General features: G+C 68.6%; 25 protein-coding genes, 1 tRNA gene and 1 riboswitch. Of the genes, 10 read left to right on the top strand and 16 right to left on the bottom strand.

The window, feature by feature from the left end:
* Positions 1–48 precede the first annotated feature (48 nt).
* A complete protein-coding gene (locus ACIBN2_RS15040) occupies positions 49–894 on the top strand; it encodes a helix-turn-helix domain-containing protein (RefSeq protein WP_399134777.1) in 846 nt (281 codons plus the stop codon).
* Positions 894–1,097 (top strand): DUF397 domain-containing protein, encoded by a 204-nt coding sequence (locus ACIBN2_RS15035; protein WP_399134776.1) that lies wholly within the window; start codon positions 894–896, stop codon positions 1,095–1,097. The genes ACIBN2_RS15040 and ACIBN2_RS15035 overlap by 1 nt, the downstream gene beginning before the upstream one ends.
* Positions 1,098–1,233: 136 nt before the next feature.
* On the opposite strand, the gene ACIBN2_RS15030 is transcribed toward ACIBN2_RS15035, so the two are convergent.
* From ACIBN2_RS15030 to ACIBN2_RS15020, 3 genes are all read right to left on the bottom strand, one after another.
* Positions 1,234–1,671 (bottom strand): nitroreductase family protein, encoded by a 438-nt coding sequence (locus tag ACIBN2_RS15030; RefSeq protein WP_399134775.1) that lies wholly within the window; start codon positions 1,669–1,671, stop codon positions 1,234–1,236.
* Between the two features lie 197 nt (positions 1,672–1,868).
* Complete coding sequence (locus ACIBN2_RS15025) at positions 1,869–2,333, bottom strand: hypothetical protein (protein ID WP_399134774.1); 465 nt, start codon at positions 2,331–2,333, stop codon at positions 1,869–1,871.
* 33 nt (positions 2,334–2,366) lie between these two features.
* The gene (locus tag ACIBN2_RS15020) at positions 2,367–2,765 is read right to left on the bottom strand and encodes a hypothetical protein (protein ID WP_399134773.1); all 399 of its coding nucleotides are present in this window, start codon (positions 2,763–2,765) and stop codon (positions 2,367–2,369) included.
* A gap of 526 nt (positions 2,766–3,291) precedes the next feature.
* Between ACIBN2_RS15020 and ACIBN2_RS15015 the strand changes: the two genes are divergently transcribed.
* Positions 3,292–3,816: a GNAT family N-acetyltransferase gene (locus tag ACIBN2_RS15015; protein WP_399134772.1), complete on the top strand. Its 525-nt coding sequence runs from the start codon at positions 3,292–3,294 to the stop codon at positions 3,814–3,816.
* Here ACIBN2_RS15015 and ACIBN2_RS15010 read toward each other — a convergent pair.
* Together ACIBN2_RS15010 and ACIBN2_RS15005 are read right to left on the bottom strand one after the other, a co-directional pair.
* Positions 3,800–4,459, bottom strand: coding sequence for a contact-dependent growth inhibition system immunity protein (locus tag ACIBN2_RS15010; protein WP_399134771.1), 660 nt, complete (start codon positions 4,457–4,459; stop codon positions 3,800–3,802). The genes ACIBN2_RS15015 and ACIBN2_RS15010 overlap by 17 nt on opposite strands.
* Before the next feature lie 20 nt (positions 4,460–4,479).
* Positions 4,480–6,606 carry an RNase A-like domain-containing protein gene (locus ACIBN2_RS15005; RefSeq protein ID WP_399134770.1) on the bottom strand — a complete coding sequence of 709 codons (2,127 nt, stop codon included), beginning with the start codon at positions 6,604–6,606 and terminating at the stop codon, positions 4,480–4,482.
* 352 nt (positions 6,607–6,958) lie between these two features.
* Here ACIBN2_RS15005 and ACIBN2_RS15000 point away from each other — a divergent pair, with 352 nt between their 5' ends.
* Positions 6,959–7,261: a hypothetical protein gene (locus ACIBN2_RS15000; RefSeq protein WP_399134769.1), complete on the top strand. Its 303-nt coding sequence runs from the start codon at positions 6,959–6,961 to the stop codon at positions 7,259–7,261.
* 297 nt (positions 7,262–7,558) lie between these two features.
* On the opposite strand, the gene ACIBN2_RS14995 is transcribed toward ACIBN2_RS15000, so the two are convergent.
* On the bottom strand, positions 7,559–9,070 hold the full coding sequence (locus ACIBN2_RS14995) for an MFS transporter (protein WP_399134768.1): 1,512 nt from the start codon (positions 9,068–9,070) through the stop codon (positions 7,559–7,561).
* Between the two features lie 54 nt (positions 9,071–9,124).
* Complete coding sequence (locus ACIBN2_RS14990; RefSeq protein ID WP_399134767.1) at positions 9,125–10,525, bottom strand: DUF445 domain-containing protein; 1,401 nt, start codon at positions 10,523–10,525, stop codon at positions 9,125–9,127.
* Between the two features lie 187 nt (positions 10,526–10,712).
* On the opposite strand from ACIBN2_RS14990, the gene ACIBN2_RS14985 reads away from it, so the two are divergent.
* Positions 10,713–12,047 (top strand): SGNH/GDSL hydrolase family protein, encoded by a 1,335-nt coding sequence (locus ACIBN2_RS14985; RefSeq protein WP_399134766.1) that lies wholly within the window; start codon positions 10,713–10,715, stop codon positions 12,045–12,047.
* A 16-nt stretch (positions 12,048–12,063) separates the two neighbouring features.
* Here the strand turns inward: ACIBN2_RS14985 and ACIBN2_RS14980 are convergent, their stop codons facing one another.
* From ACIBN2_RS14980 to ACIBN2_RS14965, 4 genes are read right to left on the bottom strand one after another with little or no spacing between them, the layout of a single operon-like run.
* Complete coding sequence (locus ACIBN2_RS14980; protein WP_399134765.1) at positions 12,064–12,924, bottom strand: DUF1707 domain-containing protein; 861 nt, start codon at positions 12,922–12,924, stop codon at positions 12,064–12,066.
* Between the two features lie 33 nt (positions 12,925–12,957).
* Complete coding sequence (locus ACIBN2_RS14975; protein WP_399134764.1) at positions 12,958–13,947, bottom strand: ATP-binding cassette domain-containing protein; 990 nt, start codon at positions 13,945–13,947, stop codon at positions 12,958–12,960.
* A gap of 2 nt (positions 13,948–13,949) precedes the next feature.
* Positions 13,950–14,714, bottom strand: coding sequence for an ABC transporter permease (locus ACIBN2_RS14970; protein WP_399135245.1), 765 nt, complete (start codon positions 14,712–14,714; stop codon positions 13,950–13,952).
* A 49-nt stretch (positions 14,715–14,763) separates the two neighbouring features.
* Positions 14,764–15,564 carry an ABC transporter permease gene (locus tag ACIBN2_RS14965; protein WP_399135244.1) on the bottom strand — a complete coding sequence of 267 codons (801 nt, stop codon included), beginning with the start codon at positions 15,562–15,564 and terminating at the stop codon, positions 14,764–14,766.
* A gap of 204 nt (positions 15,565–15,768) precedes the next feature.
* On the opposite strand from ACIBN2_RS14965, the gene ACIBN2_RS14960 reads away from it, so the two are divergent.
* On the top strand, positions 15,769–18,183 hold the full coding sequence (locus tag ACIBN2_RS14960) for a transglycosylase domain-containing protein (RefSeq protein WP_399134763.1): 2,415 nt from the start codon (positions 15,769–15,771) through the stop codon (positions 18,181–18,183).
* Between the two features lie 15 nt (positions 18,184–18,198).
* Here the strand turns inward: ACIBN2_RS14960 and ACIBN2_RS14955 are convergent, their stop codons facing one another.
* From ACIBN2_RS14955 to ACIBN2_RS14945, 3 genes are all read right to left on the bottom strand, one after another.
* On the bottom strand, positions 18,199–18,519 hold the full coding sequence (locus tag ACIBN2_RS14955) for a DMT family transporter (RefSeq protein WP_399134762.1): 321 nt from the start codon (positions 18,517–18,519) through the stop codon (positions 18,199–18,201).
* Positions 18,520–18,554: 35 nt separating this feature from the next.
* Positions 18,555–18,627: riboswitch (guanidine-III (ykkC-III) riboswitch) on the bottom strand.
* A 56-nt stretch (positions 18,628–18,683) separates the two neighbouring features.
* A complete protein-coding gene (locus tag ACIBN2_RS14950) occupies positions 18,684–19,043 on the bottom strand; it encodes a GroES family chaperonin (RefSeq protein WP_399134761.1) in 360 nt (119 codons plus the stop codon).
* A gap of 23 nt (positions 19,044–19,066) precedes the next feature.
* On the bottom strand, positions 19,067–19,396 hold the full coding sequence (locus ACIBN2_RS14945; protein ID WP_399134760.1) for a DUF3618 domain-containing protein: 330 nt from the start codon (positions 19,394–19,396) through the stop codon (positions 19,067–19,069).
* Positions 19,397–19,500: 104 nt separating this feature from the next.
* Here ACIBN2_RS14945 and bcp point away from each other — a divergent pair, with 104 nt between their 5' ends.
* The 4 genes from bcp to ACIBN2_RS14925 all read left to right on the top strand — a co-directional run bounded on the left by bcp (position 19,501) and on the right by ACIBN2_RS14925 (position 21,526).
* On the top strand, positions 19,501–19,968 hold the full coding sequence (bcp, locus tag ACIBN2_RS14940; RefSeq protein ID WP_399134759.1) for a thioredoxin-dependent thiol peroxidase: 468 nt from the start codon (positions 19,501–19,503) through the stop codon (positions 19,966–19,968).
* Between the two features lie 140 nt (positions 19,969–20,108).
* Positions 20,109–20,762, top strand: a complete 654-nt coding sequence (locus ACIBN2_RS14935) for an HNH endonuclease signature motif containing protein (protein WP_399134758.1) — start codon at positions 20,109–20,111, stop codon at positions 20,760–20,762.
* Complete coding sequence (locus tag ACIBN2_RS14930) at positions 20,759–21,442, top strand: HNH endonuclease (RefSeq protein ID WP_399134757.1); 684 nt, start codon at positions 20,759–20,761, stop codon at positions 21,440–21,442. Before ACIBN2_RS14935 ends, ACIBN2_RS14930 begins: the two co-directional genes overlap by 4 nt.
* A gap of 9 nt (positions 21,443–21,451) precedes the next feature.
* Positions 21,452–21,526, top strand: a tRNA-Leu gene (locus ACIBN2_RS14925).
* Between the two features lie 47 nt (positions 21,527–21,573).
* Here the strand turns inward: ACIBN2_RS14925 and rdgB are convergent.
* Positions 21,574–22,176, bottom strand: coding sequence for an RdgB/HAM1 family non-canonical purine NTP pyrophosphatase (gene rdgB, locus ACIBN2_RS14920; RefSeq protein ID WP_399134756.1), 603 nt, complete (start codon positions 22,174–22,176; stop codon positions 21,574–21,576).
* Positions 22,177–22,225: 49 nt separating this feature from the next.
* A complete protein-coding gene (locus ACIBN2_RS14915) occupies positions 22,226–22,624 on the bottom strand; it encodes a hypothetical protein (RefSeq protein WP_399134755.1) in 399 nt (132 codons plus the stop codon).
* Positions 22,625–22,736: the final 112 nt, after the last annotated feature.

The following is a 22,736-nucleotide window of genomic DNA, read 5'->3' as shown; positions in this document are numbered from 1 at the left end:
ATCGAACAACCGCGACGATCTGAGAGATCGACATGAAGGGCTGGGAGCATGCCAGTTGGACCCACCACACGACGGCGCCAGCTGGGGGCGGACCTGCGTCGCCTCCGAGAGATCAAGGGGCTGACGCTTGAGGAGGCGGGCGCCCGCGTCGGCATCTCGAAGGCGACCCTCAGCCGGTACGAGACGAAGGAAGGCACGGTCAAGTGGCCGACTGTGGACGCCCTTTGCCGCGAATACGGCGCCTCCGACGAGGAGCGCAGTGCCCTCGTGGAGCTGGCCAAGGGTGCCAAGATCCAGGGCTGGTGGCGATCACTCGCCGACCCCATCCCCGAGTCCATGAACCTCATGCTCACCCTCGAGGACGAGGTCGTACGCGAGGACCACTACGCCTGCATGTACGTCCCCGGGCTTCTGCAGACCCGGTCCTACGCCGAGGCCGTGCACCGCGCTTCGGAGGTGCAGTGCCCTGAGCGCGAAGTGCAGCACATGGTCGACATCCGCATGAAACGACAGGAGCTCCTCGACCGCAGCGAACCGCCGCACATCTGGTGCGTGATCGATGAAGCAGCGCTCCGGCGCAGGGTTGGTGGCCCGGAGGTCATGCGGAACCAGCTCGATCACCTACTCGCGCTGTCGCAGCGCTCTCACATCACGGTCCAGGTGCTGCCCTTCTCGTCAGGCGCTCACGCAGCAGCGGTGGGCAGCTTCGCGGTCCTTCGCGGCCCTGCACCCGAACTCGACGTCGTCTACGTGGACTTGCTCGGCGGTGGCCTGTTTATGGAGAAGCGGCAAGAACTGGAGCGTTATAGGTTGGCGTTCGAGTACCTCAGCGCACAGGCACTCGACCTCGAGTCCTCGGCAGAGATCATCCATCGCATAAGCAAGGAGCACTGATGACGGCGCCCGCTACCGCCCAGTGGTTCAAGTCGTCCTACAGCGGTGGGAGCGGGACGGAGTGCCTGGAGTGCGCGGGCGGCGAAGGCAGCGTCCTCATACGGGACTCGAAGGGGCGCCGAGGGTCCATCATGACTGTCAGCCGACAGGCTTGGCGGGACTTTGTCGAGGCCGTGAACATGGACGCGCTGGAACGCCGCTAGGCAGACCCCGCGCTGCCCACGCACTCCGCCATCGCTGTCCCGGAGGGCGGCGGGGACGGCGGAATGGGGCGTGCAGTGGTCGACCGGGCGACATGTTCGTGAGCCGCCATCGCCTGCCGGTGCCTGCCGGGCGCGCTCAGGCGTGCCGCCCCCACTGCCCCCGGTGAATGACCTCACCCGCACTCCGTCGGCGTTCCGCGACTCGCGCGCCCTGCGGCGGTGCGTCGTCGGCGCGGTAGCCGACTGTGATGCCGCCGATGGGGGTGTACTCGTCGGGCACCCCGAACTCCTCGCGGAATGGCTGGAGATGCTTCGGCATGATGCCGAAGAAGCAGGCACCGAGGCCCTCGTCGACGGCGGTCAGGAGCATCAGCAGGGCCGCCATGCCGGTGTCGATGTGCCAGTACGGGGCCGGCCAGCGGGCCTCGGCGCAATCTTCCCAGCCCTGGGAGAAGCCGGTCGAGGGCGCCCGGAGCGCGGAGGCGAGGATACGCTCGATCACCTCCGGGGCGAGGGGCTTGTCGGAGTAGTGCCGGGTCATGCGGCGTCGACGTACGACCTCGGAGAATTCCATGTCAGCCGATCTTGCCACCGGCCCCCGCCCGTGCGCGGCGGGTCCGTGGTTCTTTTCCTTCCTCGCTGAAGTCGCCTCCGCGGAGCCGCTGTTTGTCCGGCGGAACGGCCGCACTCCCCATGCCGGGAGCACGGCCGTTCCGCATCCGCCGTTGCGCCTTGCCGCGCGTTCAGCGCGACGGTCCGTCTACCGCCCCGTCATTCCTTCGTCCTGTCCTTGCCCCATCGCTTTACGACAGGGTCAATAACGAGGCCGACCGTGGCCACCGCCACCGCAGGCAGTATCGAGTGAGCGTGAACTCCCGGCGTCCAATCGAGCAGCATCACGCCGACGAGGAAGGCCGACAGCCAGGCGAAGGCTGCGTCGGAGATGCGGACCATCGTGGCGGAAGGCGCGAGCCGGGCGCGCACGAGGCGTCGTACCGGCACCGTGATGGCCGTGGCGATCACGGAGCAAGGGGCCAGCAGGAGCAGGGCCCACAACAGCGAAGTCAGGCCGTCGAGTTCGACCGCCTGCGGGAACACCGCCACCGTGATGAGCAGCACCAGCAGAAAGAGCAAGCCCACCAACGCGGTCACGATCAGAATGAGTCCGCCCACCACGGCTCTGGCCAGCCGCTTCTCGCTTGGGGTCGACGGCCGTTCGTCCACCTCGTGCACCACGTTCACCACCTTTGCAGAGCCTGGGCCAAGGATCTACGCCGCGACGAGAATGATCGCCTTGGCCAGGTCGCCGGCCACGTCCGACGGCAGCCCGGCCCTCATCAGGGCCAGGGTCAGCGCGTGCTCGCCCCAGTTCTCGACCGCGTCGATGGCGTCGGCGATCTTGTTGCCGTACCGGGAGGCGTAGCGGCCCGCCTTCGGCGAGACGTGTTTGAGCACCTTGCCCATCCACACGCCGCCATGCCGGAAGCCGGCCACCACCAGCTTGCGGACGATGGTGCTCCAGCCGAAGCGCTGCATCGGCCTGGCCGACGACTTGCCTTCCAGAGAATTGGCGTACGCATCGAACTGCGAAAGCTGGGCGGTGCCCGCACCCCCGTCAGCCTTGATTCGCTGGATCAGGTCGCGTACATCAGCCGCGGTGAAGGTCAAGTCCGACGCATCTGCCGCTTCGGTCCGGAGTACGGAAACAGTCGCGAGCGAAGCGGAGTTGTGCGCCTCCGTCGCCTCCGCCAGAGGCGCCGTCACTCCTAGAGCCATTGCTGTGGTGGCCACAACGGCGGCGGCCCTGAGCCCCGTTCCCCCTCGTTGAGCCCCCGTTGCCGAACGGCGTATGGCTGTCGACGATCTCACGTCGTTGTTCCCCTCTGATGCTGTGCATTTGTTTCGTTGCGCTGTGGGTCAGACAGACGCGCCGCGGAGGTCGCCCCTACGGGTCCGTTGGTCAGACGGCGCGACAAGGGTGGCCGCGACAAAGAGATCTTGCGGACAGGCCCGTCGGGATCACAATGAAGTTGAGGAAGAACTGAGGGAAATGATCACACTCCGGACTTTGAGCCCTCATCCCATACGAACGCCTCCGCCGTGGCCACTGGCCGTGGAAGACGCGGAACGCCACGGAATCCTGAGCCGGCCGTTTCGGCCATCGGCCGGTCAGACCCCGGCTAGCCTGGGCCCCATGATCAGGCCCGAACCCGACCAGCAGCCGATCGCCCTCCGGCCCGCGGACCCCGCCGACGCCGAGGCCGTCGCGAAGATCTGGCGTGATGGATGGCGCGACGGTCATCTCGGGCACGTGCCCGATGAACTGATCGCCGTCCGGACACCCGAGTCGTTCGCGGTCCGTGCGGCCGAACGGATTGCGGATACGACGGTCGCGGTGGTCGGTGGGGCCGTCGCGGGGTTCGTCATGGTGGTCGGGGACGAGGCGGAGCAGTTGTACGTCGCGGCGGCCCACCGGGGTGCCGGCGTGGCAACTGCACTGCTCGGGCACGCCGAGGTGGTTGTTCGGGAGCAGGGGCACGAGCGGGTGTGGCTCGCCGTCGCCACCGGGAACGCTCGTGCGCGGCGGTTCTACGAGCGGCAAGGGTGGGTGGACGAGGGGGCGTTCGACTATCCGGCGGAGGGGCCTGACGGGCCGATCTCCGTTCCGTGCCATCGGTATGTCAAGCAGGTGGAGGAGGCGGCTAAGAAGCTGCCGTGATCTTCTGGTGGATGTGCTGCAGCCATTGACGGTGAGACATTCCTCGCGGCGGTCGGTTGTCGAGCCCCAACGCGGAGGTCGCAGTCTTGAGTTCCTGATCCGAGGTCACCATGGCCAGCAGTTCGCTGATCTCTTGCGCCGTCTTCGCCTGGTCTTCGGGCAGGACTTCGCTGATGTACTCGTCGAGGGCCTCGTCGTGAGAATCGTAGAAATCTGAGAAATCCTGGTGGAAGTAGCCGCCTAGTAGCCGGCCCAACTCCGGGAATCGCTCGTTCCACTCCCAGTTGTTTTGTGGGTTCATCGGAGGCACCTTTGTCGGGTCTTGCAGAAAACGGTTGAGATGGTCCCGGGTGACGCGAAGGCAGTCCTCAACGCTGATCCCTAGCGGAGGACGGATGTGTGGCAGGTACTCTACCTCGTCTGCGATCTCTTCGGAAAAAAGTCCGACAGAGAGCAGATCGTTGATCTGTTGGACCGCTGTTGCGGCACGTGACGGATCCCTAGCGGCGATTCTGAGGTAAGAGGTCAGGCCAGGGCCCGGAGTCTCGGCGGTGTCCGTGAAATCGAAGCCGGTATCCGCGTAGGCACCGAGCAGGTCGTCGAGCGCATAGAACCGCTGCCCTGGTGGAAGTTCCTCACTCATAAGTTACTCCAACGTGCACATTAAGGCCGAGGGAACGAAGTGAGTACGCGATATCCGAAGGCCGCCGATGCGTCAGCCTTCAGCACGACACGAACTTTCTTCACCCACCGCGTCCCCTGCCCGTGAGTGAAGTCGTAACGAGTGAGATGAAGCCCTGTATTCTCGGTGAATTCTCCCTCCAATGGGAGGTTTCCTTTCGCCCCCTTGGCCAACCAGGCAGATATTTTCCGCTGATTCTTTGGGGCGGTCAGAGTCTCGTCGGTGAAGCGTTGCGCCGCATGGACGTCAACGTAGCGTGAGTCCTCCTCGAGGCCAGGGTTCTCGCGCATACGTCTTCGCATACCGCTAATTGTCTTGTCGACATGCCTGTCGATGGTGTGGGCCTTGCTCTTGCCTCCGAGATTCTTGCCCTCGTCACCGCGGATATCTGCGCGGTGACGAGGCTTGATGCGGCCCTTTCGTTTGTTCCTGGGCCACGCGTTGTAGTCCTTGCCTGAGCCGTTCGATGCTCCCAGGCCCATGAGGACCAGTCCGGCCGTGCCCAACAAGCCCGCGTTGAGGGCGGCTTCCGCTGTGAGGGTGCTTGTCGCTCCGACGCCCGCCAGAGCCAGGCCGCCCGGGGGAAACAGAGCCAGGAGGGAGAGCAGGAGGAGGGCGAAGCCCAGGTAGGCCAGGAAGTTGTTAAGGGCGTCCAGGAGGTGGAACGTGCGGATCGTCGGGGCGGCAGGGCCCGCTTCGCCCAGGCCGTGCCGCAGCAGGAAGACGCCGGTTGTGGCTGAACCCAGGGCCGTGGCGAGGCGGAAGCGGTGGGCTGCCAGGGATTCGGCGAGGGGGTGGGCTGTCGCCGTTCGCCAGGTGCGGAAGAGGGTGATCAGCAGGTACGCGATCCAGGCCAGGGCTGCCATGCCGAAGGCCAGGAGGATGTTCGGGCCCGAGCCCGTGCTGAAGAACTTCTGGAGGCCCGCGGTGGAGGTGAACGAGCCGACGACCAGGAACAGGAGCGAGGGCAGGACGAGTACGCAGGGGATCAGCCAGAGCCATCGGCGCCGGGTGCCGTGGGTGGAGCGCGCCGCTTTCAGCAGGGCTCGGATGTCGAGTGACTGCCAGGATTGTTGGTTGTCGGACTCGTCCATCCGGGACGTGATTCCGGCTACCGCACCGCGCAGGTCCTCGGCGTCCGCCGGACCCGCCGACGCCGTGGCATAGAGCAAGGCGCGTCGTAAGGCGACGTAGCGAAGGGCTATCCGCAGGCTCCACGGCAGGCGCCATGTCGCGTAGCGAAGGAGGGCGGCCAGGCTGTCGCCGTCCGCACGCTCCGAGGTGAGCAGGATGCCGGGCACCGTGCGCTTGCCGCGGTGGAGTTGGCGGACGTCGGCCAGCATAGCGAGGGCCAGGCAGACGAGAGGCGCTGCCCATGCCTTTCCGTCCAGCGTCTCAACCCACCGTACGGCGTGGCTCGTTGGGTGCTGGACCGTGTAGTTGTTCAGTGTGTGGTACGTCGCCGCTGCCGCGATCGGGAACGCTGAGAGCAGGCGCAGCCGGCCCCGTGCGCGCCAGAGCAAGCCGGCTCCGAAGCCTGCCATCGACGAGAACACCAGGTGGGTGAAGGTGTCCGTGGCCGGTGCGCCGCCTACGTCCAGTTGGCTGAAGGGGGCCGGGAGCCACGACATCAACACCTGGTCCAGGGACGGCACATAGGGCGGGGACAGGCTGTCGGGGATGACCCAGCCCCCGCCGCGGGGTATCGCGCGGTGCGCGTCGAGGCCGTAGCGGAGTACCGCTTCGAGCAGGCCGAAGCCGGCTCCCAGGGCCGCGCCGAGCACCACGAAGTCGGTCAGGCCCCACTGGCGGCGGATCTTCACGCTGAACCCTGCCAGCAGCAGTGGCGAGATCTTGATGAGTTCTTCCACCCAGGGGGCCACCGTGTAGCTGGTGGTGTTCACCACCGCGAGGAGTGGCTGGCCCGAGTGGTGTGCGTAGAGGCGGGTGTAGGTGAGTTGGACGAGCGCCGTTGCTACGCCGCATCCGTAGACACCCGCCGCGAGCGCCAGCAGAACGGTGGTCAGCCGTATCGAGCGCGTCGGCCAGGCAAGTACGAAGAGTTGCAGCACACCCCAGACGGCCGCGACCGCCATCACCAACGTCACACCAGGCCCCCGCCACACCGGATCGACATCAACCGGATCGAGATCCGCGATTGATTCGCGATAGTGAATGTGATGCTATGCAGGTATACGCTTGCGCAGCAAGGGACTTATGAGACCCGGCGGGGCGATGGTGCGGCGCGTGCAAATGGCCCTAACGCCACCTACGGCGTCCCGTTCAGGCGTCGCAGCAGGTCCAGCAGCGTCGCGCGGTCATGCGGCGACGTTCGGGCTCATCGACGAGCATCTGCGGTTGACCGGCGCCCCCCGGCCGTGAAGCCTGGCCCTGCCTCGGGGTTCCGTGCGGCTGAGGGTTAGCCTCAGGGCAGATCAGTCAAAACGGTAGGAGGCAGGCATGGCCAGGATTCCCAGTGCGGCGGTGGCCGCGGGTGGGCTTGTCGGTGGGTACGGCGTCGCTCGCTGGACCAGGAGGCGGGAGCTGGGTGGGGCTGTGCTGGCCGTGGCCGGGGCCGCCGCGGCTTCGCAGTGGCGGGAGCGGGCCGGCGGGGTTGCTGCGGGGGTTTTGAGCGCGGGGTACGTGGCCGCCTTCGGGGCGTCGCATCCTTTGGCGAAGAAGGTGGGCGCCTGGCCTGCGGTGTTCGGGGTGGCCGGGGTTGTGGCGCTCGCCTCTTGGGCGGTTGCCGACCGGCGGGCGTGAGTTGTGCGGGGCCGCGCCGGTTGGGCTCCGTCTGCTGCACTGCACAGGCAGGCTGCACAGCCCGGCGCTTGCGGGGCGCCGCCTGCGCCCACCCGTGCCGCCCTAGGCGGCACGAATGCCCGCAGGCTGAGCGGGTTGGGGCGCAAGCCCCCAGGCTGAGGACGTACAGAGGGCACAGCCCGCCAGGCAGCCGCAGGCTCAACGCGCCGCAAGCCAGGCCCCTCTGAAATCAGCAAGCGGCGCGTGCCGCACACCGACACGCACCGCAAGCCCAAGCCGCTGCCCCACTCCGGAGGACTACGCCGTAGCCGGTTTCGCCCCCGGTTCTCGGCTGCCGCCCGTCCCCCGGAGGGAACTCGCCGCCGCCGTAAGGGGCTTGGCGATGTCCTCCAGGGACCGGCGCTCCGCCTTCACGGCGAGGAGCGCCGCCACCAGGCCCGCCGCGCACATCAGGCCCGCGCCGATCTCGAAGGCCAGGACCGTGTCGGCGACCTTGCCCGTGCTGGTGAGGTCGGCGAAGAGCAGGGGGCCGCTGATGCCGCCGGCCGCCGTGCCGAGGGCGTAGAAGAAGGCGATGGACATCGCCCGGGTCTCCATGGGGAAGATCTCGGAGACCGTCAGGTAGGCGCTGGACGCGCCCGCCGAGGCGAAGAACAGCACCGCGCACCAGCAGGCCGTCATCGTCGTGGCGTTCAGCGAGCCCCGGTCGAACAGCCAGGCCGTGCCGAAGAGGAGAAGGCCGGAGAGCAGATACGTGCCCGAGATCATCACCCGGCGGCCCACCGTGTCGAACAGCTTGCCCAGCAGCAGCGGGCCGCAGAAGTTGCCGACCGCGATGACCGCGAAGTAGTAGCCGGTGTTGCCGGTCGGGACCTTGAAGAACGTGGTCAGGATCGCGCCGAAGCCGAAGGTGATCGCGTTGTACAGGAACGCCTGGCCGATGAAGAGGGAGAAGCCGAGGACGGAGCGCTTGCGGTAGTCGGCGAACAGCGTGCGGGCGATCTCCATGAAGCTCACGCTGCGCCGCTGGTGGATGGTGATCTCACCCTCCGGCCGCGCCAGCCGCTCGCCCCTGTCCGACTCCACCCGTTCCTCGATCGAGGTGACGATCTCCTCGGCCTCCCGGTCCCTGCCGTGGATCAGCAGCCACCGCGGGCTCTCCGGGACGTGCCGTCGTACGAGGAGGATGACCGCCGCGAGCACGGCGCCCAGCGCGAACGTCAGCCGCCAGCCCACGTCCTTGGGGAAGATGCCGGTGTTCAGCGCCACGATCGAGAGCAGCGAACCGCCGACCGCGCCCAGCCAGAAGCTGCCGTTGATGATCAGGTCGACGCGGCCGCGGTACTTCGCGGGGATCAGCTCGTCGATCGCCGAGTTGATCGCCGCGTACTCACCGCCGATGCCGAACCCGGTCAGGAAGCGGAAGGTGAAGAACCACCAGGGGGAGAAGGAGACCGCGGTCAGCGCGGTGGCGGCCAGATAGACCGCCAGCGTGATCATGAAGAGCCTTTTACGGCCCCATTTGTCGGTCAGACGGCCCCAGAACAGGGCGCCCACGCAGGCACCGGCCACGTACAGCGCGGCCGCGATGCCGGTGATCTGGCCCGAGCTGATCGGCAGACCGCTGCCGGGCTCCGAGAGGCGGCCGGCGATGTTGCCGACGACCGTGACCTCGAGGCCGTCGAGGATCCACACGGTGCCGAGACCGATGACGATCGTCCAGTGCCAGCGCGACCACGGCAGGCGGTCCAGGCGGGCGGGAATGTTCGTGGTGATGGTACGGCCACTCGCGGCCTCGGCTGTTGTCATGGGCTCCCTCCTCCTACGAGCGGAACCCCGATCGGGTGCCCGGGGAAGACCGGGTTACGCCCCCAGCGCCCGCGACACCGTGTAGATCAGCAGGCCCGCCAGCGAACCGACCACCGTGCCGTTGATCCGGATGAACTGCAGGTCGCGTCCGATGTGCGCCTCGATCTTCCTCGTCGTGTGCTCGGCGTCCCAGCCCGCCACGGTGTCCGTGATGAGGGAGGTGATCTCCTTGCGGTAGGTGGTGACGACGTACACCGCGGCACCCTCCACCCAGCGGTCCACCTTGTTCTGGAGCTTGGGATCGACGGCCATCCGCGCGCCCAGCGACAGCAGCGAGGCCCGCACGCGCAGCCGCAGTTCGCTCCGCTCGTCCTCGGCCGCGGAAACGATCATGGATCGTACGGCGGTCCAGGCGGACGCGATCAGGTCCTGCACCTCACCGCGGCCCAGCACCTCGCCCTTCAGCCGCTCCACCCGCGCCCGCGTGTCCGTGTCGGACTGGAGGTCGGAGGCGAAGTCGCCGAGGAAGCGGTCCAGGGCGCCACGGGCCGGGTGGGAGGGCATGTCGCGCATCTCGGTGACGAAGCGCAGCAGCTCCTTGTAGACCCGCTCGCCGACCTTCTTGTCGACGAAACGGGGGGTCCAGCCGGGGGCGCCGCCCTGGACGGCGTCCATGATCTCGGTGTCGTGCCAGACCAGCCAGTCGTGCGCCCGCGTGACGACCAGGTCGACGACCCGCCGGTGGCCGCCGTCGGCGACGATCTTCTCCAGCATCTTCCCGATGCCGGGCGCGATCTCCTGGGCGTCCGCGCGCCGGGTGATCGCCTCGCCGACCACCGCCTGGACGTCCGAGTCGCGCAGCACGGTCAGCGCGCCCCGCAGGGCCGCCGACAGCTCCGCCGTGACCCGGTCCGCGTGCTCGGGTTCCGCGAGCCAGGTGCCGAGCCGGCTGCCGATGCCGACGGCGCGCAGACGCTGCCGTACCACGTCCTGCGAGAGGAAGTTCTCGCCGACGAACTCGCCCAGGGAGACGCCCAGCTGGTCCTTCTTCGTCGGGATGATCGCCGTGTGCGGGATGGGCAGGCCGAGGGGGTGGCGGAACAGGGCGGTGACCGCGAACCAGTCGGCGAGGGCGCCGACCATGCCGGCCTCGGCGGCCGCCGCGACATAGCCCGCCCAGGCGCCGGCGCCGGAGTTCTCCGCCCACTTGGCGAGGACGTACACCAGTGCCACGAACAGCAGCAGCCCGGTCGCGGTGAGCTTCATCCGGCGCACCCCGCGCTGCTTCTCCAGGTCGGCGGCGCTGAAGGTGGTCATAGCGCGCGCGGCCGCGGTGGGGGCCTTCCGGCCCCCCGCCACGGCCGGGCGGGCATGCTCTGCTACGGCACGCTCACCCGCTTCTTCACGATTCGTACGTTCCATCCACTCCACCCGTTCGTGATCCCCTGCACACATTGTCCCTTCCTGACCGACTCCTGGAACGAAACGAGAGTTCCCGGCGTCTGTCTGGACGGGGAAGTTCGCCATGAACTCCGGTGGCCCAAAGGGGGGTCCGGTTCAACTACCCCTCATCCCATGACGCATCATGGGGTGATCACATCGGAGCCTCGGGCTCCCACTCGTCCGAGGAGACCCGCACCGCATGACCAGGCGTCACGGTTATGCCCTGCTTTCCGCGATCATCGCCGTGATCGTGGGCCTATCGGCTGCCATATACCTCGGTGTAGCGGCTGACGACGGAAGCAACAGCAGCAACACCCTCACCGGGGGCCGCGCCCCGCACAACTCCGCCGCCCCCGCCTCCACCGGCACCTGGGTCGGCTCCTGGTCGGCGTCCCCGGCGGGCGCCGAGCCCGGCACCGAGACCGGCGGCATGGCGGGACGCTCGGTACGCAACGTCGTGCACGCGAGCGTGGGAGGTACGAGTGCCCGCATCACGCTGTCCAATCTCTACGGCCAGTCACCGCTGACCGTCACGCACGCCTCGATCGCCGTGGCCGTCACCTCCGACACCGCGGCGGCGAACGCCGACACCATGCGGCGGCTGACCTTCGGCGGCAGCCCCGCGGTCGTCATCCCGGCCGGCCGGCAGGTGCTGAGCGACGCGGTCCGCATCGTCGTCCCGCAGGGCAGCGACGTGCTGGTCACCACCTACTCCCCCAGCTCGTCCGGCCCGGTCACCTACCACCCGCACGCCCGCCAGATCTCCTACGTCGCGGCCGGCGACCGGACCGAGGACGTGACCGGCACCGGGTACACCGAGCAGACGCCGTTCTGGCGCTACCTCACCGCACTGGACGTACTGAGCAACCAGTCGGACGGCACCGTCGTCGCTTTCGGCGACTCCCTCACCGACGGCATAACGTCCGGCCTGGGCGCCAACCACCGCTGGACGGACGTCCTTTCGCAGCGGCTGCGCTCGGCGGTCGGGTCCGGCCAGGACCTGCCGCGCTACAGCGTCGTCAACCAGGGCATCAGCGGCAACCAGGTCCTCGCCGACGGTCTTGGCCGCCCCGCCGACAACCCCAGCGGCCTGCTGCGCTTCTCCCGTGACGCGCTCGCCCGGACGAACGTCAAGGTCGTCGTCATAGACCTCGGCGTCAACGACATCCTGCGCAACCCGCAGCTCGCCGACCCGGACAAGATCCTCGGCGGTCTGCGCACCCTGGTCCGCGAGGCCCACGCCCGCGGCATCAAGGTCGTCGGCGCGACCCTGATGCCCTTCCAGGGACACCGGGGCTACACCCCGGCCCGCGAGGCGGTACGCCAGCGGGTCAACGCGGAGATCCGCTCGGGCCGGGTCTACGACGCCGTGGTCGACTTCGACAAGGCGCTGCGCGACCCGTACAACCCGCGCAGGCTCCGCTCCGACTACGACTCCGGCGACCATCTCCACCCGAGCGACGAGGGCTACGCGAAGATGGCGGACGTCTTCGACCTGGACGACCTGAAGGGCTCGGCGCCGGCCGAACTGTAGGGAGGGCGGCGGCCGTTCAGTAGTCGCCGTAGTGGCGCCGGTGCCGTTCCTGACGGCGTTCCCGGTGCCGCTCACGCCGCTCCTCCTGCCGCTCCCGGCGATTCTCCTGGCGGTCGCGCAGCAGATCTCCGTGGCCCTCCAGCATCCTGCGGTGCGCGTCGTGCCTGTCGTCGCCGTAGTCCTCCTCGAGCTCACGCTCGGAGGCCCTGCGGTCCAGCTTCCCCTGGCGGCGCTCCTCCTTCAGCCGGCGCCGCTCCTCCCTGGTCAGCTTGCGCTCGACGCTGACGCCGCCCATCAGGGCGAAGCCGTTGACGATCACGCGCGGCGCCCCGGGCTCACCCGGCACGCCCGACTCCCGGTGGTCGAAGCCGCCCATGATCCCGATGCCGCGCACCACGACCTCGACGCCGGGCGGCACGATGATGTTGACCCCGCCCATGATCGCGACGCAGTTGATCTCGACCTCGCGGTCGGCGAAGTTCGCCTCGCGCAGGTCGAGCTCGCCGCCGCCCATGAAGGTGAAGCAGGTGAAGTGCTTGGGCACGGTCCAGCGGCCCCTGCGCTCGAACCCGGAGAGCACGGCGACCGCCCACGACGAGGACCCCTCGCCGCCGACGATCCGGCTCGCCCAACTCCCGCTCGGCTCGGGCTCCTTGACCAGCGACACATGGGGCGGCGTGCCCCCGCCGACCGGCAGGTCGCGGGTGATCGGCGTCAGCTCGCCGTACGTCCGCGCCTTGTAGGTGGCCTCCAGCCGCTCCTCGAACTCCTCCATGTCGAGACGGCCCTCCGCGAGGGCGTCCCGCAGGACCTCGGCGACTCGTTCACGGTCGGCGTCGGATGCCCGGAGCTCGGGGACTGCGGCGTCATCGGTCATGTACAGCAGCCTACGAGTTCACCCGGCCGGAGGCTACGAGACCGCTTTCTCCGTCCGCCCCGGTTCCGCGCCCGCGTACATCCTGGCGATCACGTCCTCGATGTCCGGTTCCCGCACCGAGAGGTCCGCCAGCGGGTACTCCGCTGCGATCCGGGCGACCAGCGCGGCCGCCGACTCCCCGGCCGGGAACGCCAGCCACTGCCGCGGCCCCTCCACCCTCACCACTCGCGCGGGTGCCGCGTCGATCGGCGGCAGCTCCCGTTCCAGGTCCACCACCAGGGTCCGCTCGCTCTCCCCCACCTCGTGCAGCCCGGCGAGCGGACCGTCGTACATCAGCCGCCCGTGGTCGATGACCATCACGCGCGAGCACAGCTGCTCGATGTCCTGGAGATCATGGGTGGTGAGCAGGACGGTCGTGCCCCTCTCGGCGTTCAACTCCCGCAGGAATCCCCGCACCTTGGCCTTCGAGATCACGTCCAGGCCGATCGTCGGCTCGTCGAGGTACAGCACCTCCGGGTCGTGCAGCAGCGCCGCCGCGATGTCCCCGCGCATCCGCTGGCCGAGCGAGAGCTGCCGTACCGGCACGTCCAGCAGGTCGGCCAGTTCGAGGAGTTCGACGCAGCGGTCGAGGTTCTCGCGGTAACGGGCGTCCGGGATGCGGTACATGCGGTGCATCAGCTTGTACGAGTCGATCAGCGGCAGGTCCCACCACAGCGTCGTACGCTGCCCGAACACCACCCCGATACGGTGCGCGAGCCGCAGGCGCTCGCGGGCGGGGTCGATGCCCGCGACCCGCAGCCGGCCTCCGCTCGGCGTCAGGATGCCGGTGAGCATCTTGATCGTCGTCGACTTCCCGGCGCCGTTCGGCCCGATGTAGCCGACCATCTCGCCGCGCGCGACGGTGAAGGAGAGCGAGTCGACGGCCCGCACCTCGCGCCGCTCCCGTTTCATGAACCCGGTCCTGCGGCGCACGTCGAAGACCTTCTCGACGCGGTCGAGTTCGATCAGCGCCTGCTCCGTCATGCTCAACTCCCCGTACTCCGATACGACCCGAGGCCCGCCCGCCATGCCAGGCCGGCCAGCGCACAGCACAACAGCGCCACCGGCGGCGGCGCGAAGGCCGCCCACGAGGGCAGATCCAGCGGGTACGGCCGCCCCAGCACATAGGAGGCCGGCACCCAGTTGACGAAGGCGAGGGGCAGCAGGAACGTCACCCCGCGCACGAAGTCCTTGCCGAACACCGTCGGCGGGTACTGCAGCAGCGTGGTGCCGCCGTAGGTGAAGGCGTTCTGCACCTCCGACGCGTCCTGCGCGAGGATCTGGAAGGACGCGCCCGCCACGAACACCGCGCAGAAGATCAACGCGCCGCTGACCAGCATCACCGGCACCAGCAGCACCTTCGCCGCACTCCAGTCGACGTCCACCGACGCCAGCGCCCAGCCCAGCACCAGCGTGCCCTGGACGATCCGGCCCAGGCGGCGCAGCGCGAAGTGGTCCGCGCCGATCTGCGCGAGCACCGGCGCGGGCCGCACCAGCAGGGTGTCGAAGGAGCCGTCGCGGATCCGGGCGCCCAGCACGTCCATCGAGCCGAGGACCAGGTCCGCGATGCCGAACGACGTCACCGACAGGCCGTACAGGAAGGCGATCTCGGGCAGCGTCCAGCCGCCGAGCGAGTCGACCTGCGAGAACATCAGCAGGATGCCGACGAAGTCCAGGCAGGTCACCAGCAGGTTGCCGACCACCGTGACCAGGAAGGACGTGCGGTACGTCATGGAGGACCGCATCCACATCCCCGCGATCAGCCCGTAGGCCCGCAGCCCCTCCCGCACGCGGTTCGCCTCAGCCACCCTGCACCACCACCCGCCGCGTCGCCGCCGACTGCATCAGCCGCCCCGCCCCCAGCAGCACCACCGCCCACACCGCCTGGAAGGCGTACGCCCGCAGCGGATCGGTCTCGCCCATCAGCACGTCGGCCGGCATCTGGAGCTGCGCGGCCCACGGCAGCGCCCGGACGATCTCGCCGAGAGCGCCGGGGAAGGCGTTGAGGGGCAGCACCATGCCCGAGAAGAAGATGCCGGTGATCATCAGGACCTGGTTGACGCCCATGCCGTCCAGCAGCCAGAAGACGCTCAGGGCCGCCAGATAGCGGATGCCGAAGCTGACGAGCATCGCCAGTACGAGGGTCACCAGGAACGCCGCCCAGGTGGTGATGTCACGCGGCAGCGCCATCGGGAAGAACAGCGCGCCGAACGTGAACGGGATCACGCCGCGCCCCAGCATCTGGAACACCGAGCGACCCAAGTCGCCCGCCAGCCACCACAGTTGGAGGTCGGCCGGCCGGTACAGGTCGACCGCGATCTCCCCGGTGCGGATGCGCTCCATCAGGTCCTTCTCGAACCCGCCGCCCTGGATGGCGAGCGTCGCGTACAGACACTGGCCGAGCCACACGTACGTGACGGCCTGCGCCTGGTCGTACCCTCCGAGGTGCGGCTTCTCGTCCCACAGCGCCAAATACGTGTAGACGAGGATGAGTCCGAAGACGGTGTTGGTGAACACCCCTGCGGCCGTGGCCGCCCGATACGTCGCGTACCGTCTGAAACCGCCCGCCGCGACGGCCGCGTACAACCGTCCCGAGCCCACGTCAGTCAACCTCCCGGACCTCTCGACACCGAAGCGCAGGAGCCTAGTCCGCTGGTAGTGACGCACGCCATGCATTTATGGGACCGGACGCGTGCCGCGATCCGGGAACGGAACGCATGGTGCGAGAGTCTTCAAGAGGGGGCGCAGAAGGCGTACGAGGGCGTACAGGAACGTACGACGCGAAACAGGAGTCCGGTACACAACATGAGCGACGAGCCGCAGCCGCAGCAGCCTGCCCAGGGCTGGGCACCGAGAGAGCCGCAGGCGGCCGAGGCACCGGGCCCGGGGGCCGGGGACGGCAAGCCGAAGCGTCCGAAGAGGACGGGCTGGCGGCGGCTGATCCCGACCTGGCGCATGGTGCTCGGCACCTTCGTCATCGGCGTCCTGTTGCTGATCGGCCTGTTCTACCTCGGCTACTCCCTGGTCAAGATCCCCCCGGCCAACGCCCTCGCCATGAAGCAGGCCAACGTCTACCTGTACGCGGACGGTTCACAGATCGCCCGCGACGGCGACGTCAACCGGGAGAACGTCTCGCTCGCGCAGGTCTCCAAGGCCGCCCAGCACGCCGTACTGGCCGCCGAGGACCGCGACTTCTACTCCGAGTCCGCGATCGACCCCAAGGCGATGGTGCGCGCCGCCTGGAACACCGCCACCGGCAAGGGCAAGCAGTCCGGCTCGACGATCACCCAGCAGTACGTCAAGAACTACTACCTGGGCCAGGAACAGACCGTCACCCGCAAGGTGAAGGAGTTCTTCATCTCGATCAAGCTGGACCGGGAGAAGTCCAAGGACACGATCCTCCAGGGCTACCTCAACACCAGCTACTTCGGCCGCAACGCGTACGGCATCCAGGCCGCCGCCCAGGCCTACTACGGCAAGGACGCCACCGGCCTCGACGCGGCCCACGCGGCCTACCTCGCCGCGCTGGTCAACGCGCCCAGCGAGTACGACGTCGTCGCACACCCCGAGAACAAGGCCGCGGCGGTGGCCCGCTGGAACTACGTCCTGGACGGCATGGTCAAGAAGGGCTGGCTGACCGAGAGCACCCGGGCCGGCCTGAAGTTCCCGATGCCGAAGCAGCAGACCGCCTCCACCGGCATGTCCGGGCAGCGCGGCTACATCGTCAACGCCGTCAAGGACTACCTCACCACGAACAAGATCGTCACCGCCGACGAGCTCGACAGCGGCGGCTACCGCATCACCACCACCCTGCAGAAGAGCAAGCAGGACGCCTTCGTGAAGGCGGTGAACGACAAGGTGATGTCGAAGCTCGACAAGAAGAACAACAAGGTCGACAAGTACGTCCGCGCGGGTGGCGCCTCCGTCGACCCGAAGACCGGCAAGCTCGTCGCGATGTACGGCGGCATCGACTACGTCAAGCAGTACACCAACGGCGCGACCCGCGAGGACTTCCAAGTGGGCTCCACCTTCAAGCCGTTCGTGTTCACCTCGGCCGTCCAGAACCACTCCGAGACGCAGAACGCCGAGACCATCACGCCCAACACCTACTACGACGGCACCAACAAGCGCCCCGTACAGGGCTGGAGCGGCAGCTACGCACCCGCCAACGAGGACGACCGCTCCTACGGCGACATCACCGTGCGCACCGCCACCGACAAGTCCGTCAACGCGGTGTACGCGCAGATGGCCGTGGACGTCGGCTCCGCGAAGGTGAAGCAGACCGCGATCGACCTCGGCATCCCCTCCGACACCCCGGAGCTGACCCCCACCCCGTCCATCGCGCTCGGTGTCTCCCGGGCCAGCGTGCTGGACATGGCCGAGGCGTACGCGACGCTCGCCAACCACGGTGAGCGCGCCACGTACACGATGATCGACTCGATCACCAAGGACGGCAAGGACGTCGTCGACCTGCCCAAGGCGCAGACCAGCCAGGCCGTCAGCCGCGAGGCCGCCGACACCACCACCTCGATCCTGCAGAGCGTCGTCGACAACGGCACCGCGACCGCCGCCCAGGCCGCCGACCGCCCCGCCGCCGGCAAGACCGGCACCGCGGAGGAGGACACGGCCGCCCTGTTCGCCGGCTACACGCCCGACCTCGCGACCGTCGTCTCCGTGATGGGCCAGGACCCCGTGACGGCCGCCCACAAGCCGCTCTACGGCGCGATGGGGCTGGACCGCGTCAACGGCGGCGGCCCGCCCGCCGAGATCTGGGCGCAGTACACCCGGGACGCCCTGAAGGGGAAGCCGGCGACGGACTTCGACCTCCAGCTCCAGGCAGGCGCCGAGGAGACCGCGCCGCCCGCCACCACCCAGCCGCCGCAGCAGCCGGGCACGGGCGGCCAGGACAACGGCGGCACGACCGGCAGCCCGACGCCCACCACGGGCGGCACCACCGACGGCGGCACGACCGGCGGCCAGTCGCCCAGCACCGGCGGCACCACCGACGGCACCACCACCGGCGGCACGACGAACGGCGGGACCACGGGCGACGGCGGGACGACCACCACGGGCGGCACGACCAACGGGGGCACCACGGACGGCGGCACCACGACCGGCACCACCGACGGGGGCACCACGGACGGCGGCACCACGACCGGCACCGACACCGGCGGTACGACGGTGGGCCCGGGCGGCCCGCAGACGACCCGCAAGCACTGACGCCTCAGCGACGCCTCAGTGCCCTGAGGTCGCCTTCAGCCCCACGACGGCGACCAGCAGCAGACAGACGAAGAAGATCCGGGCGGCGGTGACCGGCTCACCCAGCACCACCATGCCGAGCACCGCCGCACCGGCCGCCCCGATCCCGACCCAGACGCCGTAGGCGGTACCGATGGGAAGGGACTTGGCGGCGTACGACAGCAGCAGCATGCTGGCCGCGATCCCGGCGCCGGTGAGCACGCTGGGCACCAGCCGCGTGAAACCGTCCGTGTACTTCATCCCGATCGACCAGCCGACCTCGAGCAGACCGGCGACGACGAGCAGAACCCAGGCCATGACGGCACCTCCGAAAACGCGCGACTCACTGTCGGGGTGCGTCGTCTTTGCCTGCGTATCCCGGTACGGCGCGTCTCGTCGGGCTCCCTCAAAACTAGCAAAGCAACGACAAAAAGGGCTGGTGACGATGGTCACCAGCCCCTTCGGCCACTGCGTTGGCCGCGCTACAGATACAGGCCCGTCGTGTCCTCGGACCCCTCAAACCGGTCCGCGGCCACGGCATGCAGATCGCGCTCGCGCATGAGCACGTACGCCACGCCCCGGACCTCCACCTCGGCCCGGTCCTCCGGGTCGAACAGGACCCGGTCGCCGGGCTCCACGGTCCGTACGTTCTGCCCGACGGCGACGACCTCGGCCCAGGCCAGCCGGCGCCCGACCGCCGCGGTGGCGGGGATCAGGATGCCCCCGCCGGACCGGCGCTCACCCTCACCCGTCTCCTGCCGCACGAGAACCCGGTCGTGCAGCATCCGGATGGGCAGCTTGTCGTGCTGCGGGGTGCTGTGCTGGTTTCTGTTCGCGCTCACACCCTGAACCTACCTGTCCCCGCTCACTTCCGGCGCCGCCGGGTGCCGAGAGCGAGCAGACCCACGAGTCCGACGGCGACGGCCGCGACCGGCACGATCCGCTCCAGCCGGGGCGCGCCCTTCTCGTCGACGAACTGGGCCTTGACGTCGCTCACGACCTTGTTGACCCCGACGTACGCGCGCCCCAGCGTGTGATCGATGTTGGAGACGACCTTGGCCTTGGCGTCCCCCACGATCGTCTTCGGGTGCACCCGCACCCCGATCTCGTCGAGCGTCTCGGCCAGCACTGCGCGGCGGCTCTTGATGTCCGCCTCGATCTGCGCCGGGGTTCTGGTGTCCGACGTGTCCGCCACCGTAGGGCCTCCGAAGTCAGCTGGTACGTGATGCCGCATGTTCTGGACAGTCTGTCAGTTCCGCCCTCGCCTGCACCGTCAGGACCCCCGGTTACGCTAGCCCGATGAGCGAGCGACTCCAGCCCGGGGACGTGGCCCCCGACTTCACCCTGCCGGACGCCGACGGCAACGGCGTATCCCTGTCGTCCCACAAGGGCCGCAAGGTCATCGTGTACTTCTACCCCGCGGCCCTGACACCCGGATGCACCAAGCAGGCCTGCGACTTCACGGACAACCTCGACGTCCTGGCGGGCGCGGGCTACGACGTCATCGGCATCTCGCCGGACAAGCCGGAGAAACTGGCCAAGTTCCGCGAGAAGGAGTCCTTGAAGGTCACACTCCTGGCCGACCCGGAGAAGACGGTCACCGAGGCCTACGGCGCCTACGGCGAGAAGAAGAACTACGGCAAGACGTACATGGGCGTCATCCGCTCCACGGTGATCGTGGACGAGGAGGGCAAGGTCGAGCGGGCGCTGTACAACGTCCGGGCGACGGGCCACGTGGCGAAGATCATCAAGGATCTGGGGATCTGAGGACCCGACTTCCGCGTGGTGAGCGGCCCGCACCGGGGCGACCTGGCGCGGGCCGCTTCACGTTTCGAGCGTGACTGTCGGACAAGCGGTTCGTTACTCCGTACGAGCTGCGAACGAGCGGCCGAGACGGAGGGGTCTTCATGGGGGCGAGTGCGTACACGAAGGAGCGGCTGGAGGAGGCGGCTCGGGGGGCGCGGACGTTGTCCGAGGCGTTGGGGAAGCTGGGGGTGGATCCACAAAGTTCCACGCGGCAGTACGTGTGGGGGCGGATGAAGAAGCTCGGGGTGGACGTCTCGCACTTCGAGCCGGAGGGGGTCAAGTGGACGAGGGAGATCCTCCAGGCGGCGGTTTCGGCGTCGACGAACATCTGCGAGGTGTTGCGCCACCTTGGGCTCGAGGTGGTCGGCGGGCATCACACGCACATCAGCCGCCGAATCAAGGTGTACGGGATCGACACCTCGCACTTCCAGGTGCCTACCCAGCGAGTCAACGCATGGCGCCCCCGAACGCCAGAGGGCATGCTCGTCGAGCAGCAACCCGACAGGGCTCGACGTATCCCCAGTGATCGGCTCAAGTGGGCCATGGCCTCGACGGGCGTGCCCGAGCAATGCGCGATGTGCGGCGTGGAACCGGTTTGGCGGGGGCGACCGCTCCCGCTGGAGGTCGACCACATCGACGGCAACTGGCGCGACAACCGAATCGGCAACCTTCGGTTTCTGTGCCCCAACTGCCATTCCACGACGGACAGTTACCGAGGCCGCGGAAAGAGGACCGCCCGAGGCGGCGCTTCATGAGCAGCGGTGTGCAGTACACCCGGGAGCGGCTGTCCGAGGCCGCAGCGCAGTGTGCCGACATCGAGGAGGTCATCGCCTTCTTCGGCACCCGCCCATACGGCCAGCTTCGCGGCCATCTCTTTCGACGCTTCGACCACTTCGGGATCGACGTCTCGCACATGCCCCGTCGGAGAAGATCGAGGGCAACGTCTGCAAGACCGACCGCCGATGATTTGCGCCGCGCGGTCGAGGGGTCGACCTCCATCGCAGATACGCTTCGCGCCCTGGGAACGGAGCCGTACAACAGCAGACTGCGCACCCAGCTCCGCCGTTGGATCGCCGAGGACGGGCTCGACACCTCCCACTTCCTCGGACAGGCTCACCAACGAGGCAAGCCAGGCACCATTCCGCCGAGGCGCGCAGTGGACATCCTCATCCAGCACGACGGCAACCGTCGTACGCGAACTCACCTGCTGCGTAGGGCGCTCCTGGAGGTGGGCGAAGCGGAGGAGTGCGCCGAATGTGGAATCGGCCCCGAATGGCTCGGCAAGCCCATGACCCTGGAGGTCGATCACATCAACGGGGACTGGAGCGATGACCGGCGGGAGAATCTGCGGTTGCTGTGTCCCAACTGCCACGCGATCACCAGCACCTGGTGCAGGGGTGGCGACCAGCGGCGACCGCTCGCCGAGGGCCAGTAAGATGTACGCGGGGCCGTAGCCCAATTGGCAGGAGGCACCACTTTTAGGTAGTGGACAGTGCGAGTTCGACTCTCGTCGGCCCCACCTTCAGGGCGCGGCTCCCCACTGGGTGCCGCGCCCTTCGGCCTGCCTCAGCCCAACAGCTCCCGCACCACCGGCACCAGTGCCCGAAACGCCTTCCCCCGGTGGCTGATCGCGTTCTTCTCCTCCGGGCTCAGCTCCGCGCACGTGCGCGTCTCGCCGTCCGGCTGGAGGATCGGGTCGTAGCCGAAGCCGTTCGTGCCTACCGGGGCGTGGCGGAGCAGGCCCCGCAGCCGGCCCTCGACCACGCGCTCCGTGCCGTCCGGGAGGGCGAGTGCGGCCGCGCAGGCGAAGTGGGCCGCGCGGTGCTCCTCCGCGATGTCCGACAGCTGGGCCAGCAGCAGGTCCAGGTTGGCCTTGTCGTCGCCGTGCCGGCCGGCCCAGCGGGCGGAGAAGATGCCGGGGGCGCCGTTCAGGACGTCGACGCAGAGGCCGGAGTCGTCGGAGACGGCGGGCAGCCCCGTCGCCTGCGCCAGGGCATGCGCCTTCAGCAGCGCGTTCTCCGCGAAGGTGACGCCGGTTTCCTTGACGTCGGGGATGTCGGGGTAGGCGTCCGCCCCCACCAGCTCGTGGTTCAGGCCCGCGTCGGCGAGGATCGCCCTGAGTTCGGTGATTTTTCCGGCGTTACGGGTGGCGAGGATCAAGCGCGTCATGAGTTCCAGTATTCCGGTTCCCCGGGCCCGTCTCTCCCGAGCCCGTCCTCTACGAGGTGCACACCTTCGTCAGCTCGCCGGCCGCGTCCGTGACCGGGCTGATGTCGGGTGTGTTGTCGCCGTTCCTGACCGCCTTACGGACGTTGGCCACGGCCTTGTCCAGGTCGTCGACCGCCTTGTTGACGTCGGCGTTGTCGGTCTTGTCGCCGATCTTGTCGAGGTTCTTGTCGATGGAGGTGAGGGACTCGTCGAGCCGGCTCGGGTCGTTGGAGGCGTTCTCCACGGCCTGCTGGAGGTCGGTGACGCTGTCGGCGATGGTGTCGGCGGTCTGGACGCAGTCCAGCGCCTTGCCGACGGCGTCGCACCCGGTGGTGAGTCCCGCGGTCAGCCCGACGGCGGCCACTGCTGCGACGGCGATGGTGATACGGCGGCCTCGGCTCACGGCCATGACTGCGGTCCCTCCTGTCTCCAGGCCCCGGTGAGGCCCCCCGTACTGGTCGGGCGCACGGTGGTGTGCCGTGCGCCCGCATTCGTAGGGACGCGAGGGCGGGCGGCGGGGT

The sequence above is a fragment of the Streptomyces sp. NPDC050534 genome (genome assembly GCF_044457745.1).
In the GTDB taxonomy this organism is placed as follows: domain Bacteria; phylum Actinomycetota; class Actinomycetes; order Streptomycetales; family Streptomycetaceae; genus Streptomyces.
Note: the sequence above shows the minus strand (reverse complement) of the source record. Positions and strands in the feature narration are given on the sequence as shown.